Annotated in this window: 13 protein-coding genes; 6 read left to right on the top strand and 7 right to left on the bottom strand. The window is 47.8% G+C overall.

All coding sequences use genetic code 11. The features are described 5' to 3' along the window. The first annotated feature begins 2 nt into the window (after nucleotides 1–2). Both rpsP and rimM read left to right on the top strand, forming a co-directional pair. Nucleotides 3–428: a 30S ribosomal protein S16 gene (gene rpsP, locus HHL16_RS25260; RefSeq protein WP_169423183.1), complete on the top strand. Its 426-nt coding sequence runs from the start codon at nucleotides 3–5 to the stop codon at nucleotides 426–428. A gap of 90 nt (nucleotides 429–518) precedes the next feature. Then, nucleotides 519–1,034, top strand: coding sequence for a ribosome maturation factor RimM (rimM, locus tag HHL16_RS00470; protein WP_169423182.1), 516 nt, complete (start codon nucleotides 519–521; stop codon nucleotides 1,032–1,034). Here the strand turns inward: rimM and HHL16_RS00465 are convergent, their stop codons facing one another. Together HHL16_RS00465 and HHL16_RS00460 are read right to left on the bottom strand one after the other, a co-directional pair. Beyond that, on the bottom strand, nucleotides 1,035–1,739 hold the full coding sequence (locus HHL16_RS00465; protein WP_206022193.1) for a LytTR family DNA-binding domain-containing protein: 705 nt from the start codon (nucleotides 1,737–1,739) through the stop codon (nucleotides 1,035–1,037). Between the two features lie 55 nt (nucleotides 1,740–1,794). Further along, complete coding sequence (locus HHL16_RS00460) at nucleotides 1,795–2,943, bottom strand: sensor histidine kinase (protein WP_169423181.1); 1,149 nt, start codon at nucleotides 2,941–2,943, stop codon at nucleotides 1,795–1,797. Between the two features lie 203 nt (nucleotides 2,944–3,146). Between HHL16_RS00460 and HHL16_RS00455 the strand changes: the two genes are divergently transcribed. Further along, a complete protein-coding gene (locus HHL16_RS00455; protein ID WP_169423180.1) occupies nucleotides 3,147–5,279 on the top strand; it encodes an outer membrane beta-barrel family protein in 2,133 nt (710 codons plus the stop codon). 3 nt (nucleotides 5,280–5,282) lie between these two features. Here the strand turns inward: HHL16_RS00455 and HHL16_RS00450 are convergent, their stop codons facing one another. Both HHL16_RS00450 and HHL16_RS00445 read right to left on the bottom strand, forming a co-directional pair. Next, nucleotides 5,283–5,861: a DinB family protein gene (locus HHL16_RS00450; protein ID WP_169423179.1), complete on the bottom strand. Its 579-nt coding sequence runs from the start codon at nucleotides 5,859–5,861 to the stop codon at nucleotides 5,283–5,285. 82 nt (nucleotides 5,862–5,943) lie between these two features. Further along, nucleotides 5,944–6,540, bottom strand: coding sequence for a Crp/Fnr family transcriptional regulator (locus HHL16_RS00445; RefSeq protein WP_240965696.1), 597 nt, complete (start codon nucleotides 6,538–6,540; stop codon nucleotides 5,944–5,946). Between the two features lie 37 nt (nucleotides 6,541–6,577). On the opposite strand from HHL16_RS00445, the gene dinB reads away from it, so the two are divergent. The 3 genes from dinB (at nucleotide 6,578) to HHL16_RS00430 (ending at nucleotide 9,957) form a co-directional block, all read left to right on the top strand. Continuing rightward, nucleotides 6,578–7,777 (top strand): DNA polymerase IV, encoded by a 1,200-nt coding sequence (gene dinB, locus HHL16_RS00440; RefSeq protein ID WP_169423178.1) that lies wholly within the window; start codon nucleotides 6,578–6,580, stop codon nucleotides 7,775–7,777. 115 nt (nucleotides 7,778–7,892) lie between these two features. Continuing rightward, entirely contained in the window at nucleotides 7,893–8,528 is a 636-nt protein-coding gene (locus HHL16_RS00435; RefSeq protein ID WP_169423177.1) for a peroxiredoxin, read from the top strand. A 145-nt stretch (nucleotides 8,529–8,673) separates the two neighbouring features. Beyond that, entirely contained in the window at nucleotides 8,674–9,957 is a 1,284-nt protein-coding gene (locus HHL16_RS00430; RefSeq protein WP_169423176.1) for an amidohydrolase family protein, read from the top strand. Between the two features lie 50 nt (nucleotides 9,958–10,007). On the opposite strand, the gene HHL16_RS00425 is transcribed toward HHL16_RS00430, so the two are convergent. Genes HHL16_RS00425 through rlmN form a run of 3 tightly spaced genes read right to left on the bottom strand, consistent with a single transcriptional unit; the run spans nucleotide 10,008 to nucleotide 13,339 of the window. Beyond that, nucleotides 10,008–10,730: an RluA family pseudouridine synthase gene (locus HHL16_RS00425; protein ID WP_346766817.1), complete on the bottom strand. Its 723-nt coding sequence runs from the start codon at nucleotides 10,728–10,730 to the stop codon at nucleotides 10,008–10,010. Continuing rightward, nucleotides 10,723–12,225, bottom strand: a complete 1,503-nt coding sequence (locus HHL16_RS24895; RefSeq protein WP_240965694.1) for a pseudouridine synthase — start codon at nucleotides 12,223–12,225, stop codon at nucleotides 10,723–10,725. The genes HHL16_RS00425 and HHL16_RS24895 overlap by 8 nt, the downstream gene beginning before the upstream one ends. A gap of 55 nt (nucleotides 12,226–12,280) precedes the next feature. Further along, on the bottom strand, nucleotides 12,281–13,339 hold the full coding sequence (rlmN, locus tag HHL16_RS00415) for a 23S rRNA (adenine(2503)-C(2))-methyltransferase RlmN (RefSeq protein ID WP_169423174.1): 1,059 nt from the start codon (nucleotides 13,337–13,339) through the stop codon (nucleotides 12,281–12,283). Nucleotides 13,340–13,367: the final 28 nt, after the last annotated feature.

Below are 13,367 nucleotides of genomic sequence, written 5' to 3'. Positions count from 1 at the left end.
AAATGCCAGTAAAAATCAGACTGCAACGTCATGGGTCTAAAAAAAGACCATTCTACTTCATCGTAGTTGCCGATGCTCGTTCACCCAGAGATGGTAAATTCATTCAAAAGCTGGGTACTTACAATCCACTTACAGTTCCTGCAAGCATTCAACTGGATCGCCAGAAAGCGCTTGATTGGCTGCACAAAGGTGCTCAGCCTACAGATACTGTTCGTCGTATCCTGTCTTTCAAAGGAGTGCTTTACCTGAAACACCTTCTGCGTGGCGTTAAGCTCGGTCTTTTCGATGAGGCTGCTGCTATGGAGAAATTCCAGAAATGGCACACTGAGCACGAAGCGCAACTGAAAAAGCGCGTAGAAGCCAGTGCCAGAGACCGTCGTCCCCGTCGTCCAATGGCACCTGCCGGACCACGTAAGAGCGAAGGTTAATTTAGCGCATGGAATCAACCTATTAAATCCCGGTGAATCTTTCATCGGGATTTTTTGTTCCATTCATTTACTAACTTGCGGGCATACACTATGACCAATTATCAAAGTATCGGAAAATTAGCAGCCACCTTCGGTGTGAAAGGTGAGCTGGTGCTGGTGCATCACCTCGGCCAGAAAACAGCCCTCAAGGGCGTTACCACTATTTTTATCGAAGTGAAACGCGACGAACTGCTTCCATACTTTGTAGAAGAAACACGCATCAAAAACGAGACGGAGCTCTTCATCAAAATCGAAGGCATCAATACCAAAGAAGAAGCCCGCAATTTTATTCAGAAACAGATCTGGTTGCCCGAAGCCACGGTACAGCAGTTCACCAATAAAACTGCCCCCATTTCTTTACTCGGTTTTCATATCATCGATAACGGAACCGATATCGGCGAAATTCTCGAAGTGATCGAACAGCCGCATCAGGTGCTGGCCCGCATCGATCTCGATGGCAATGAAGCGCTCATTCCCATGCATCCGGAAACTCTGCTGAAAGTAGACAAGAAACTGAAGCAGGTGCATGTGGTGCTGCCCGATGGCCTGCTCGATGTATTCAGATGATCAATTCCCTTTGAACTTCTCATTCACCTGATCTTTGTAATTAACGCTTACAGGGATAACGGTTCCACTGGTAAGCACCAGCTCCGCAGAACGCACCATGCGTATTGCGCGCAGCGAAACCATGAAAGATTTATGCGTGCGCACAAACTGTGTGGCAGGCAACGATTCTTCGAGTTTTTTCATGGTGATATGCACCAGATGCACTTTACCCGGAGTAACTACGCGCATATAATCTTTCGATGCTTCGATATAAAGGATGTTGTCGTGCGATACACGAATGAACCCTTCTTTCTCTTTGATCACAAGGGCCGTTTCTTCAGCAGGTTTCTCCGCTTCGGGCTGCGATTGATTGCCGATAGCCAGTTTCACTTTATCGATGGCTTTCGCAAACCTTTCCGGTGAGAATGGCTTCAGCAGATAATCCACTGCATTCAGTTCGTAACTCTCCAGCGCGTAATTGGAGTAGGCCGTTGTGAAGATAACCTTGGGTGGGTTGATCAGTGTTTTCAGAAAGCTGATGCCATTCACCAGCGGCATTTCGATATCGAGAAAGATAAGGTCGATGGGCTGCTGTTCCAGTTTGGCAAAGGCTTCCAGCGCATTGCGGCATTTGCCCACGAGGGTGAGTCCGGGTGTTTGCAGAATGTAGGCTTCCAGTACCTGGTGTGCCATCAGCTCATCATCGCAAATAAGACATTTGATCATGTGCGTTTGTCAGTTATGCTTAAACGTTAGTATCTGTTATCATTGAATAACTCTGTTAGTATGGACCATTGATGATGATATCGATGGTCACCTCGTAACGATGTTCATCTTTTTTGATGTTCAGCTTATGCCTGCCGGGATAGAACATCTCCAATCGTTTCTCTACATTTTTGATACCGATGCCTCCGTAAACGGTGCCATTGTTTACAGCTGTTTGCTGCGCTGCTGCATTGTGTTTGAACATGCTGAACCCACCCGCTTCCGGCAGATCATTGGCCAGATTGAAATGTACCCTGCCATTGCTCACTTCGAGCGATCCATGGATGTACCCCTTGTCGTTCACCCGATGTGCGCCATGTTTGAAGCTGTTCTCGATAAACTGAATGAACAGCAGCGGCACTATCTGCAATACTTCATTCCCGCCTTTTATGGTAAACTGAATATCCGCTTCGGGATACCTTGCCTGCTCCATCGCGATATAATTCTGAATAAAGCTCAGGTCTTTTTCCAGCGGCACATAATGCTGCTGACAATCGTAGAGAATGTATCGCATCATATCGCTCAGCCGAAGTATGTAACCCGATGTTTCTTTATGCCCCGTAAGGCTCATGGCATAAATGCTGTTCAGTGTATTGAAGAGAAAATGCGGATGCAGCTGGGCTTTCAGCGATTCCAGTTGCAGCACCAGATTGTCTTTCTCCAGCATGAATTTCTTCCGCTCATTCTCGAATGCATATCGCATGAATCCTACAGACAAAAATGCCAGCAGGTCTGTTAAGAAGAGATTGGGCGACCATCCGAACAACAGTTTCATTCTCATGGCTGCTTCTGCATGCTGGCTTACAAAGAATTCGTGCAATGTTCCGGATGGATAGAGCTGCTGAAACAGCCAGGTAACTACCCAGTTGTGCAGTTTGAGCACAATGCCGAAATACAGAATGGTGACGAAGAAAAGCAACCAGAATTTTCTTGCCAGCAACAGTTTAGGTGCAATGATCCTGTAAAAAGGAATGGTGTACACCGTCATGGCAACAGAGTATATGATCAGCTGTGGCCATGGGAAGTTATCGAAATTCGGATTGGGCAGATCGCCCGAACTCAGGAAGTAAGAGTATTTGTACAGGCATACATAAACCAGCCATACCACCAGCTCAAACACGAGCGGCACTCTTCCGTAGCGGGATGTTGGTGTAATTGATTTCATGTCTGCCATTTGATTATTCTTCACAAGACTACAATTTAAAGGCGTTTGATCGATGCCGGTTCGACAAGATGCGATATTCCCTCGACAAAATTAAGCAAGCTTTATTTCGCAGAACGAACCACTTCTGTTGACGAAGCCCGCTTTTCCGCACTGGACGGCCGCTGTAGGTTTGTGTCATGATCAACAAACAAAATAAAACTCACATGAAATCTCTTACTATCGGCCTCGCATTGATGATTGCCACCCAGTCCCTGACCGCACAAACAGACACTACCATTAAGAAAGATAAAGACCTCGCAGCAGTCACCGTTACCGCTGCAAAGAATTTCGTAACCATGAAAAACGGAACCCTGGTGCTTGATGTAGCTTCAAGCCCGGCGGCGGCCGGCGGTACCGCCTGGGAAATCATCAAAAGAGGTCCCGGCATCTCCGACCAGAACAACAAACTGCAGTTCCGCGGCAAAAATGTGATTGTACTGCTCGATGGCCGCCCCACCAATCTGAGCGGCGATGATCTCTTCAACCTGCTCTCTTCCATGCCTGCCAATACAGTGGCTACGGTGGAACTGATCTCCAATCCATCTGCGAAATACGATGCGCAGGGCGGTGCAGTGGTGAACATCATTACCACCAAAAGTAAAAAACTGGGAACCAACGGAACCCTTACTGCCGGAACTTCTGCAGGCCGCTACGGCATGTACAATGGCGGCGCATCGCTGAACTATCGCAATAACCATCTCAATGCCTACGGAAGTTATGACTACAGATTCCTCAAAACCTATACGGAGTCGTCATTTGAACGCGAGATGGGAAAGGGGCAACTGCTCGAAAACACCGATCGCCTGAGTGAACGCGTTAACCAATTCTTCAAAGGAGGAATAGAGTGGAATATCAATCCACGCCACACGATCGGACTGATGGCGAAAGGCGGTATCAACACTGTAGACGGAGGATCATTCGGAAGAAGCCTGCTCGCAGACACCAGCTCCACCACCGAAAGAAAAGACCGTTCACGCGTGAGCACACCATCCGTAAACCTGTATTACAAATGGTTGCTGAACAGCAAGGGAACCACTCTCACAATGAACGCCGATCATATGCAGTATAATAAGAAATGGAAGGATGATTTTGTAACCCGATATTACGATGCAGCAGGCAGCGAATCTCACGCACCATATGTGCTGCGCGATAATTCTCCGGCCAACAATCAGATTCAATCCGTATCTCTCGACTTTACGCACAAAACCAAATTCGCATCGTATGAAGCCGGACTGAAAGCCACTCTCACCCGCACCGACAACGATGTACTCTGGGAGACGTCTTCCAAAAGTGGCTGGCAGACAGATTTCGACCGCACCAATCATTTCATCTACCACGAAAACATCTACGCAGCTTACGTGAGCGCAAACAAAGAGATCGGGAAATTCAGTGTGCAAACGGGCTTGCGGGCAGAAGAGACACGCACCAAAGGAAATCTCGTAACCTGGAATATGAAAAACGAACGTAATTATTTCAACCTCTTTCCATCTCTGAATATCGACTATACTGCCAATGATAAAAATACTTTCAGCTTCAACTATCGCAGAAGCATCACACGTTTCAAGTTCGATGTAGTGAATCCGTTCATCGTGTTCCGCAGCCAGTATTCTTACTATCAGGGCAATCCCGATATCAGACCCAGCACTTCCAATAGCTTCGAGATCACGCACAGCTTCCGCAATAAACTGATCACTTCAGCTGGATACATTCATTACAACGATATTCTTGGCTCAACATTCAAAGAAGGAAAGATCCCCGGATCTGTGATCAACAGCTCCGAGAACCTCGGCACCGGCGACCTCGTTAGCTTAACCATCATGCATACTGCATCGATACTCCGCAACAAATGGAATATGACCAATACCGTTAACGGTTTTTATGCAAAGCAGCACACGCCCGATAAAGCACAGAATCAGGGTATGCTTACAGCTATGGCTACCAGCCAGCACACCATATTGCTGCCCAAAGGTTTCAAAGCAGAGCTCTCCGGATCATTCAGCAGCCCGATGCGCATAGGGGTAATCAGGGTGAGATCAGTTTTCTCAATGAGTGGAGGTGTGAGCAAATCTGTTTTCGACAACAGAGGATCTGTATCGTTCTATGTAGCGGATATCCTGAACTCTTATGTTTCGAGATATAATGTGAACGGATCGGGTATCGACTCTTACAGCCGCACCAAAGAAGAGAGCCGTTTTGTACGACTCAGCTTCACCTGGAAGTTCGGCAACAATAACGTGAAAGTGAATACCAACCGCAGAAACGGTGTGGAAACAGAATCGAGAAGAATGGGGGAATAAGTGTTATGCAGCTTTTAACTTCTTCACTGCAGCCAATGTGTTTTGGATCTGAACAAAGTGGCGTTGGTGGTGTGCAATGTTGAAGCGGAAAATATCCCCCAGCTTGAGTTTGATGATAGGTGAGATTGAAATGGGAACCCGGATTTTATTGAGCGAAACCTTCCGGGCCATTTGCAGCAGATCGAGCAGTTCTTCTTCCTGTTGCAGAAATTCGTTGATAACGGTATGGCTGTCGAGACCAGCAGGAGGCCTGCTCATTTTAGGCGAACTCATTTTGTTTTTGATCATTCCGTTCTTATCCGGTAACATGGAGTTGGTGAAATAGTTGCCCAGCCATCCGGCAGAGAATGTCTCCTCCGCTTTTGATGAAGCGTTTTGGGTAATTCGTCTGATCCTTGGGAGATAGTACCTGCCGTAGATGTTAAGGTGTTCAATTACTTCAACTATGCTCCATTTGCCGGATTCCGGATTTGTCAGCAGGATCTCAGGGTCCTGCTGTTTTATTTGGTGCAGGGCCAGAATGATCTGCCGGGTATCGTTTTCGAGCTGGTCGAGCAGTGCGTTGGAGTTGAACTTTTTCATCAGAGGTACTATTTGAATGCAAAGCTAACCGGGGTGGAGGAGTAAAATCTTGGATTTTACCAAGATTTTGGCCGAACTGCCATTAATCTATTCTCACGCTGCTTAAAAGTTTGCTGAATGTGCTGGCATCGATGCCGAGGTAAGAAGCGAGGTATTTGTGCGGGATCATCTGCAATACGTGCGGGCTGCGTTTCAGCAATATCCTGAACTTCTCTTCTGCGCTGTATTTGAGCAGCTCTACCTGCCTTTCGAGCAGGCCGGCCATTACGAAAGCGGTGGCCTTCATCATCCATTGCAGCAGTTCGGGATGTTTGTGGCACAACTGATTCACCTGCTGATGTGTGGTGCGAAGCAGTTTGCTTGAGGTAAGCGTTTCAAAGAAAAATCGACTGGGCATCTGCGTTAGAAAAGAATCTGCCACTCCTGAAAATGAATGAGGATAGGTGAAGATAACGGTAGCGTCCGGATGGTTGTCGTCTACATGGAAAGCGCGCTGTACCCCTTCGAGAACAAAATAGAGGTATCGTTCCGTTTCGCCCGCTACGGTGAGAACGGTCTTCCGGCGGTATTCCACGTTTTGCCAGATCTGCGAAAAGTCCATCCAGACTGCATCTGGCAGGGGTTGCAGGGCAAATACGAACCGTTTGAGTATGTCGGTGCTGTTTTCCAATTTCAACAAAAATAAACATTTCACTATTGCGTAACTTGCATTTGAAATGGCTAACACTCACCAAAGGATCATAGCGCACTTCGATCTGGATGCATTCTTCGTTTCCGTGGAATGCCTGCTCGATCCTTCGCTCAAAGGAAAACCCATTCTGGTGGGCGGACGAGAGCGGGGAGTGGTGGCTGCCTGCTCCTATGAGGCGAGGAAGTTCGGCATCCATTCGGCCATGCCTATGAAGCAGGCCATGCGGCTTTGTCCGCATGCGACTGTGGTGAAAGGGCATCGTGGTGAGTACAGCAAATATTCCCGCATAGTCACCAGCATAATTGCGGAGCGTGCGCCGCTCTTCGAGAAGGCCAGCATCGATGAGTTCTATCTCGATTTGACGGGCATGGACAAATACTTCCAACCCTATCAGTGGACCATCGACCTGCGGCAGGAGATCATCGATAAAACCGGACTGCCCATTTCATTCGGACTGGCATCCAACAAAATGATCGCCAAAATTGCTACAGATGCGGCCAAGCCGAACGGGTATCTCTTCATCCCCTTCGGAAGAGAGAAAGATTTTCTCGCACCCATGACGGTGAACAAGATCCATGGAGTTGGAAACCAGACCTGGCAAACCTTGCAGGCCATGGGCATCACCACCATCAAACAACTCAGTGAAACAAGTATCGAGTTGCTGGAAAGAAAGCTGGGCAAGTACGGCTCCGATCTCTGGCACAAAAGTCAGGGAATCCACACGCGGGAAGTAACGCCCTATCACGAAGCCAAATCTGTCTCCACTGAAAATACCTTCGAGGAAAATATCTCCGATCCGGAACGGCTGCTGAATGAGCTGGTACATATGACGGAGCGTGTAGCGCATGAGCTTCGGCAGGATAACAAGATGGCGGGATGCATTGCAGTAAAGATCCGTTACCCCGACTTCGAGACCACCAGCCGTCAGACCAGCATCGATTACAGTTTTTACGACGATGAGCTGATTCCGCAGGCCAAAGATCTCTTCCACAAACTCTGGAGAAAGGGCACGCCCGTGCGTCTGTTGGGCGTTCGCCTCAGCGAGCTCACAGGAGACGCTATCCAGACCAATCTTTTCAGCAATGTGGAGAGAAAAACCGAGCTTTACCGGGCTATCGACGATGTGAAAAATCGTTTTGGCAAGAATGCCATCTCCAAAGCGGCCGGTACCAATGGCAGCAAGCCCCAACGCCCCGATCCGCACCTCCCCGGGCGCTCTGAATAAAGCAGTTACACGAGAAAGATCAAAATTAACAAATTAGTCCATCTGTTTAGTAGGATATCAGTATCTTCGTAATCCTGCTGCAAACACATTTTAATAACTTTAAATGTTTTGAATTATGAGTTTAAGATTAGGAGACATAGCTCCAAATTTCCGCGCGAAGACTACAGCCGGAGAGATCGATTTCTATGAGTTCCTTGGCAATGGCTGGGGTATTCTCTTTTCTCACCCTGCTGACTACACACCCGTGTGTACCACTGAGCTGGGTAAGACTGCTTTGCTGCAGGATGAGTTTGCTAAGCGCAATGTAAAAGTACTGGCTGTTAGTGTAGACTCTCTGGAGCACCACAATGGCTGGATCAACGATATCAACGAAACACAGGGTTGTAATGTAGGTTTCCCGATCATTGCAGATGAAGATCGTCAGGTGGCTGGTTTGTACGACATGATCCACCCAAATGCGTCAGAGACTTTCACTGTGCGTTCATTGTTTGTGATCGGTCCGGATAAGAAAGTGAAACTGATGATCACCTATCCTGCATCTACCGGAAGAAACTTCTACGAAGTACTCCGCGTGGTTGATTCACTGCAACTGACTGCAAACTACAGTGTAGCCACTCCAGCCGACTGGAAACATGGCGAGAATGTAATTGTGGTACCGGCAGTTTCTACAGAAGATGCTATCAAGAAATTCCCTAAGGGAGTGGATGTTGTGAAGCCTTACCTGCGTTTCACACCACAGCCTAATCTCTAAGGTGTATTTCCTGTAACAACAATAAGACATTCTTATTCTGTTTAATATTTAGTTGTCCCCTGCTGAAAGGCAGGGGATTTTTTATGTGGATGGCTGGCAGATCTAAAGGGCAAGTAGTATCTTAAAGAACCAAAACTACTGTTACATGAGAAAGCTAATCGCCCTGTTACTCGTATCGCTACCCGTGATGGTTGCTGCACAGCGCACCATATTGCATTGCGGAAAACTGATCGATGTGGTGAATGGTTCGGTACTCACCGAACAAAGCATCATCATTGAAGGAAATAAGATTTCGGATATACAAAAGGGTTATATCAAGGCTGTCGACACAGACAAAGTAATCGATCTGAAACAAACTACAGTAATGCCCGGACTGATCGATTGTCACGTGCATATGGAAAGCGAAACCAATCCCAACCGTTACCTCGAAGCGTTTACCATGAACCCTGCTGATTATGCGTATCAATCAGTAGTATTCTCCAATCGTACACTGATGGCGGGTTTCACCAGTGTGCGCGATCTCGGCGGAAGTGGTGTGAACATTGCATTGCGCAATGCGATCAACAAAAAAATAATTGTAGGTCCACGGGTTTTCACTGCAGGTAAATCTATCGCCACTACTGGTGGGCATGCAGACCCAACGAACGGTTACCGCCGCGATCTGATGGGCGATCCCGGTCCGGCAGCAGGTGTGGCCAACGGCCCCGATGAATGCCGCCAGGCAGTTCGTCAGCGATACAAAGAAGGTTCTGATCTCATAAAGATAACAGCATCAGGAGGCGTACTCAGTGTGGCCAAGAGCGGCGAGAATCCTCAGTTCACAGAAGCGGAGATCACCGCCATCGTTGAAACAGCTAAAGACTACGGATTCAGGGTAGCTGCACACTGTCATGGAGCAGAAGCCATGAAACGCGCAGTGCGCGCGGGTGTAAACAGCATCGAACATGGAACCTATATGGATGATGAAGTGATCAGTCTGATGAAACAACACGGCACCTGGTTTGTACCAACTATCATTGCCGGAAAATCAGTAGCTGATTCTGCAAAGAAGCCTGGATACTATCCTGATCTGGTAACGCCGAAGGCGCTGGCTATCGGACCGAAAATTCAGGGCACATTTGCCAAAGCATACAAAGAAGGAGTGAAGATCGCATTCGGAACAGATGCAGGAGTGTACGCACACGGAAAGAATTACATGGAGTTCGTGTACATGAATGAGGCGGGTATGCCGATGCTGAAAGCTATTCAGTCCGCAACAGTGAGTGCAGCTGAGTTGATTGGTGTGTACGATCAGTTGGGAAGCATCGAGAAAGGAAAGCTGGCTGATATCATTGCTGTGGATGGAGATCCCGAAAAAGACCCGAAAGTGATGGGCAAAGTAAGCTTTGTGATGAAGGATGGCGTGGTGTACAAGAAGGCAGAGAAATGATTTGAAATTGATATGCATAAAAAAAGCTCTGATCACTCAGAGCTTTTTTATTACTTCTTATTCTTTCTCAACTGCTGCAACAACGCCCGCATATCTTTGGGCATCTCCGCATTGAGTACATATTTTGTTCCATTGGGAGAAGTGAACCGAAGCTCGGCAGCATGCAATGCAACCCTGCTCAGGATCGGTCTTTCATCCAGCTCATTCTTACTCAGCTTGTAATCTTTTTTGAGGCTGGAGATCAATACAGGTTTGCCATCTCCATAGATAGGATCGCAGGCGAGCGGATTGCCCAGAAACTGCATGTGTACACGAATCTGGTGCGTACGCCCAGTATGGATCTGATATTTTACCAATGAGAATTTACCGAAGGTTTCTTCTACTTCATAATCGGTAACGGATTGCTTTCCTCTTTTGTGGATGAGCATTTCTCCGCGTTTGGTGGTGTTCTCAGCGATCGGCTGATCGATGGTGCCTTTTGCCGCAGGAAGTGTTCCGGTAACGATGCCCTGATAGAATTTCTCTACAGTTCTGTCTTCAAAGGCAATGGAGAGAAACTGGTGCGTTTCTTCGTCTTTGGCGAAAATGATAACGCCGCTGGTATCGCGGTCGAGGCGATGCACAACAAAGATGTTTCCGTATTTCTCGCGGAGTATGGTTTTGAGCGATACATCCTTTCCTTCCCGGTCGGGGATGCTGAGCATTCCGGCGGGTTTGTTGACGGCGACAAAATGATCGTTTTCTTCGATGATGTCCAGAGAGATCTTAGCCACGTTTCGCAGGTTTGTTTTTGTTGGTGTAACTAGCATTGAGGAATTTCAGGAGGCGTACTTCTTTTTCTGAGAGCAGTCTCCATTTGCCGCGGTCCACATTCTTTTTGGTGAGGTTGGCATACATCACGCGATCGAGGTTGCGAACGTCGTAGCCAAGGTGTTCGAAAATGCGGCGAACAATACGGTTGCGTCCGCTGTGGATCTCGATACCTACAATGCTTTTATCTTTTGAATCTGCGTAAGCGAGTGCGTCGGGTTGAACAAAGCCATCTTCGAGATTGAGACCAGCCATTACAGCGTCGAAGTCTTTTTTCACGAGTGGTTTATCGAGTGTTACTTCATAGATCTTCTTCACCTCATAGCTGGGGTGAGAAAGTTTCTGAGCCAGCTCTCCGTCGTTGGTGAGGAGTAGAACGCCGGTAGTATTGCGGTCGAGTCTTCCGATGGGATACACTCTTTCGGTGGTGGCGTTGCGGATGATGTCGAGCACGGTTTTTCTTCCCTGCGGATCTTCGGTGGTAGTGATGTAATCCTTGGGTTTATTGAGAAGGATGTACACGAGATTTCTTCTTACGGCGATCTTCTTGCCATTTACCTTGATCTCGTCTTTGCCGGATACTTTGTGTCCGGGTTCGGTGATCACTGTTCCGTTCACCACTACTTTTCCGGATTTCACTACATTGGCTGCATCTCTGCGCGAGCAGATACCTGCGTGTGCAATGAATTTGTTCAGCGGCATATCGCCGGTGTTCACGATGGCAGGTTTTTCAGCCACCTCTTTCTCTTCGCCTTTTTTCTGAATTGGTTTGGAAACAGATTTCTTATGAGTGGGCTCCTGGGGACCGGCGCCCATGATGCGGCCTGCAAAGGATTTAGCTGCTGGTTTAGCTGCTTTGTTTGCACCTGCGTCGCTGCTCTTTTTGAAAGCAGGTTTGCTGTCTGATTTATTGAATGAACCGCCTTCGGATTTTTTGAAGGCAGGTTTACGGTCTGTATTGCTGAATCTTGAATTCTTGAATCGGGAAGTATGTTCGGGATGTCCTGCTTCGTTATTGCCTTCATTCTTCGCAAAACCTTTTTCGGTTTTGTTGAGCTGCTCTTTTTCGCGTGCTTTCTTTTCGAGTCCTTTGTATCCGCCTGCTTTCTTGAATGCACGTGGACCGAGGCCCTTGGGTTTTTTGAAGCCTCCGCGTGCCGCGCCTTTGGATGGGCGTTTGCCGCGTTCGTTACCATCTTCCGATGTGTTGGCTGATTTACGTTTTACGGCGCTTTCATTTCCTCTGTTGCCCCATTTCTGGTTGCTGGCAGGTTTAGGTTTACCTGGTTCAGGTGCACCGGCCGTTCTGGCTGCGCGCGCTTCTTCTTTCTTCTGCGCAAAATAAGCCTGCGTTTCTTTACGCTGCGCTTTCTTTTCCTGACGGATCTGTTCTTTGAGTTTCGATCCTTTTACTTCGGATTGAATGAATTTGCCGAAGCCTTGTGATTGTTTTTTCATAAATGATGCATTGCTGTTTTTCAACAGTAATTAGTAAAAAATATATTGAGCAGTCTTAATCTACCTGCGCCTCTTTGTTGGCCAGCTGTCCGCATGCTGCGTCGATGTCTTTTCCACGGCTGCGGCGGAGCCTTGCATTTACGCGGTTCTTTTCGAGATACTGCATAAAGGCTTCCGTTACCTTCTCATCTGGTTTGCGGAAGGTGGCCATATCGATGGGGTTGTATTCAATGATGTTCACCAGATCGGCCGGAACCTGCCGGTAGATCCTGATCAGTTCATCTGCGTCTTTCAGAGAATCATTGAAATCTTTGAAGAGGATGTATTCGAATGTGATTTCGTTGCCGGTTTGTTTGTAGAAATGATTCATGGCATCGATCAGTGCCTTGAGATTGTTGGTCTCGTTGATGGGCATGATCTCATTTCTTTTGGCATCGTTGGCAGCGTGAAGCGACAGTGCCAGTTTGAAACGAACCTGATCGTCTCCGAGCTGATGGATCATCTTGGCAACACCGGCAGTTGACACGGTGATACGGCGTGGACTCATGCCCAGCCCTTCGGGCGAAGTGATCTTTTCGATGGCCTTCAGCACATTCTTGTAATTGAGCAGGGGCTCGCCCATGCCCATGAATACGATATTGGTGAGCTTCTTGTTGTAAACGCGTTCCGATTGCTGGTTGATGAGTACCACTTCGTCGTAGATCTCGTCGAAGTTGAGATTGCGCTTGCGTTCGATGTAACCGGTAGCGCAGAATTTGCAGCTGAGTGAACATCCGATCTGAGAGCTTACACAGGCTGTTTTGCGATCATCGGTAGGGATCAGCACACCTTCTACGGCATGGCCTTCCACGGTTTTGAACCTGGATTTCACGGTGCCGTCAGCGGAATACTGAGTGGCGCCGACTGTGAGGGCAGGGAGCGTGAAGTTTTCTTCGAGCTTGGCCCTGAGCTCCTTGCTCAGGTTGGTCATGGCATCAAAGCTATGGGCATGTTTCTGCCAAAGCCATTCGTACACTTGTTTAGTGCGGAACTTTTTTTCACCGAGCTCTTCAAAATACTGCTCTAACTCACTCAGGCTCAAATGCCTTATGTTCTTCTTCCCTGTGTTTGCCATCCTGCAAAGATAGCATGAATTATGGTAA

It is taken from the genome of Pseudoflavitalea sp. G-6-1-2, from assembly GCF_012927185.1.
Classification (GTDB): Bacteria; Bacteroidota; Bacteroidia; order Chitinophagales; family Chitinophagaceae; genus Pseudobacter.
Note: the sequence above shows the minus strand (reverse complement) of the source record. Positions and strands in the feature narration are given on the sequence as shown.

What these genes read in the sequence shown, in the direction of transcription:
- rlmN (WP_169423174.1), bottom strand. Translation starts at nt 13,339, where the DNA reads ATGGCAAACACAGGGAAGAAGAACATAAGGCATTTGAGCCTGAGTGAG.
- HHL16_RS00455 (WP_169423180.1), top strand. Translation starts at nt 3,147, where the DNA reads ATGAAATCTCTTACTATCGGCCTCGCATTGATGATTGCCACCCAGTCC.
- HHL16_RS00450 (WP_169423179.1), bottom strand. Translation starts at nt 5,861, where the DNA reads ATGAAAAAGTTCAACTCCAACGCACTGCTCGACCAGCTCGAAAACGAT.
- dinB (WP_169423178.1), top strand. Translation starts at nt 6,578, where the DNA reads ATGGCTAACACTCACCAAAGGATCATAGCGCACTTCGATCTGGATGCA.
- rimM (WP_169423182.1), top strand. Translation starts at nt 519, where the DNA reads ATGACCAATTATCAAAGTATCGGAAAATTAGCAGCCACCTTCGGTGTG.
- rpsP (WP_169423183.1), top strand. Translation starts at nt 3, where the DNA reads ATGCCAGTAAAAATCAGACTGCAACGTCATGGGTCTAAAAAAAGACCA.
- HHL16_RS00465 (WP_206022193.1), bottom strand. Translation starts at nt 1,739, where the DNA reads ATGATCAAATGTCTTATTTGCGATGATGAGCTGATGGCACACCAGGTA.
- HHL16_RS00435 (WP_169423177.1), top strand. Translation starts at nt 7,893, where the DNA reads ATGAGTTTAAGATTAGGAGACATAGCTCCAAATTTCCGCGCGAAGACT.
- HHL16_RS00430 (WP_169423176.1), top strand. Translation starts at nt 8,674, where the DNA reads ATGAGAAAGCTAATCGCCCTGTTACTCGTATCGCTACCCGTGATGGTT.
- HHL16_RS24895 (WP_240965694.1), bottom strand. Translation starts at nt 12,225, where the DNA reads ATGAAAAAACAATCACAAGGCTTCGGCAAATTCATTCAATCCGAAGTA.
- HHL16_RS00460 (WP_169423181.1), bottom strand. Translation starts at nt 2,943, where the DNA reads ATGAAATCAATTACACCAACATCCCGCTACGGAAGAGTGCCGCTCGTG.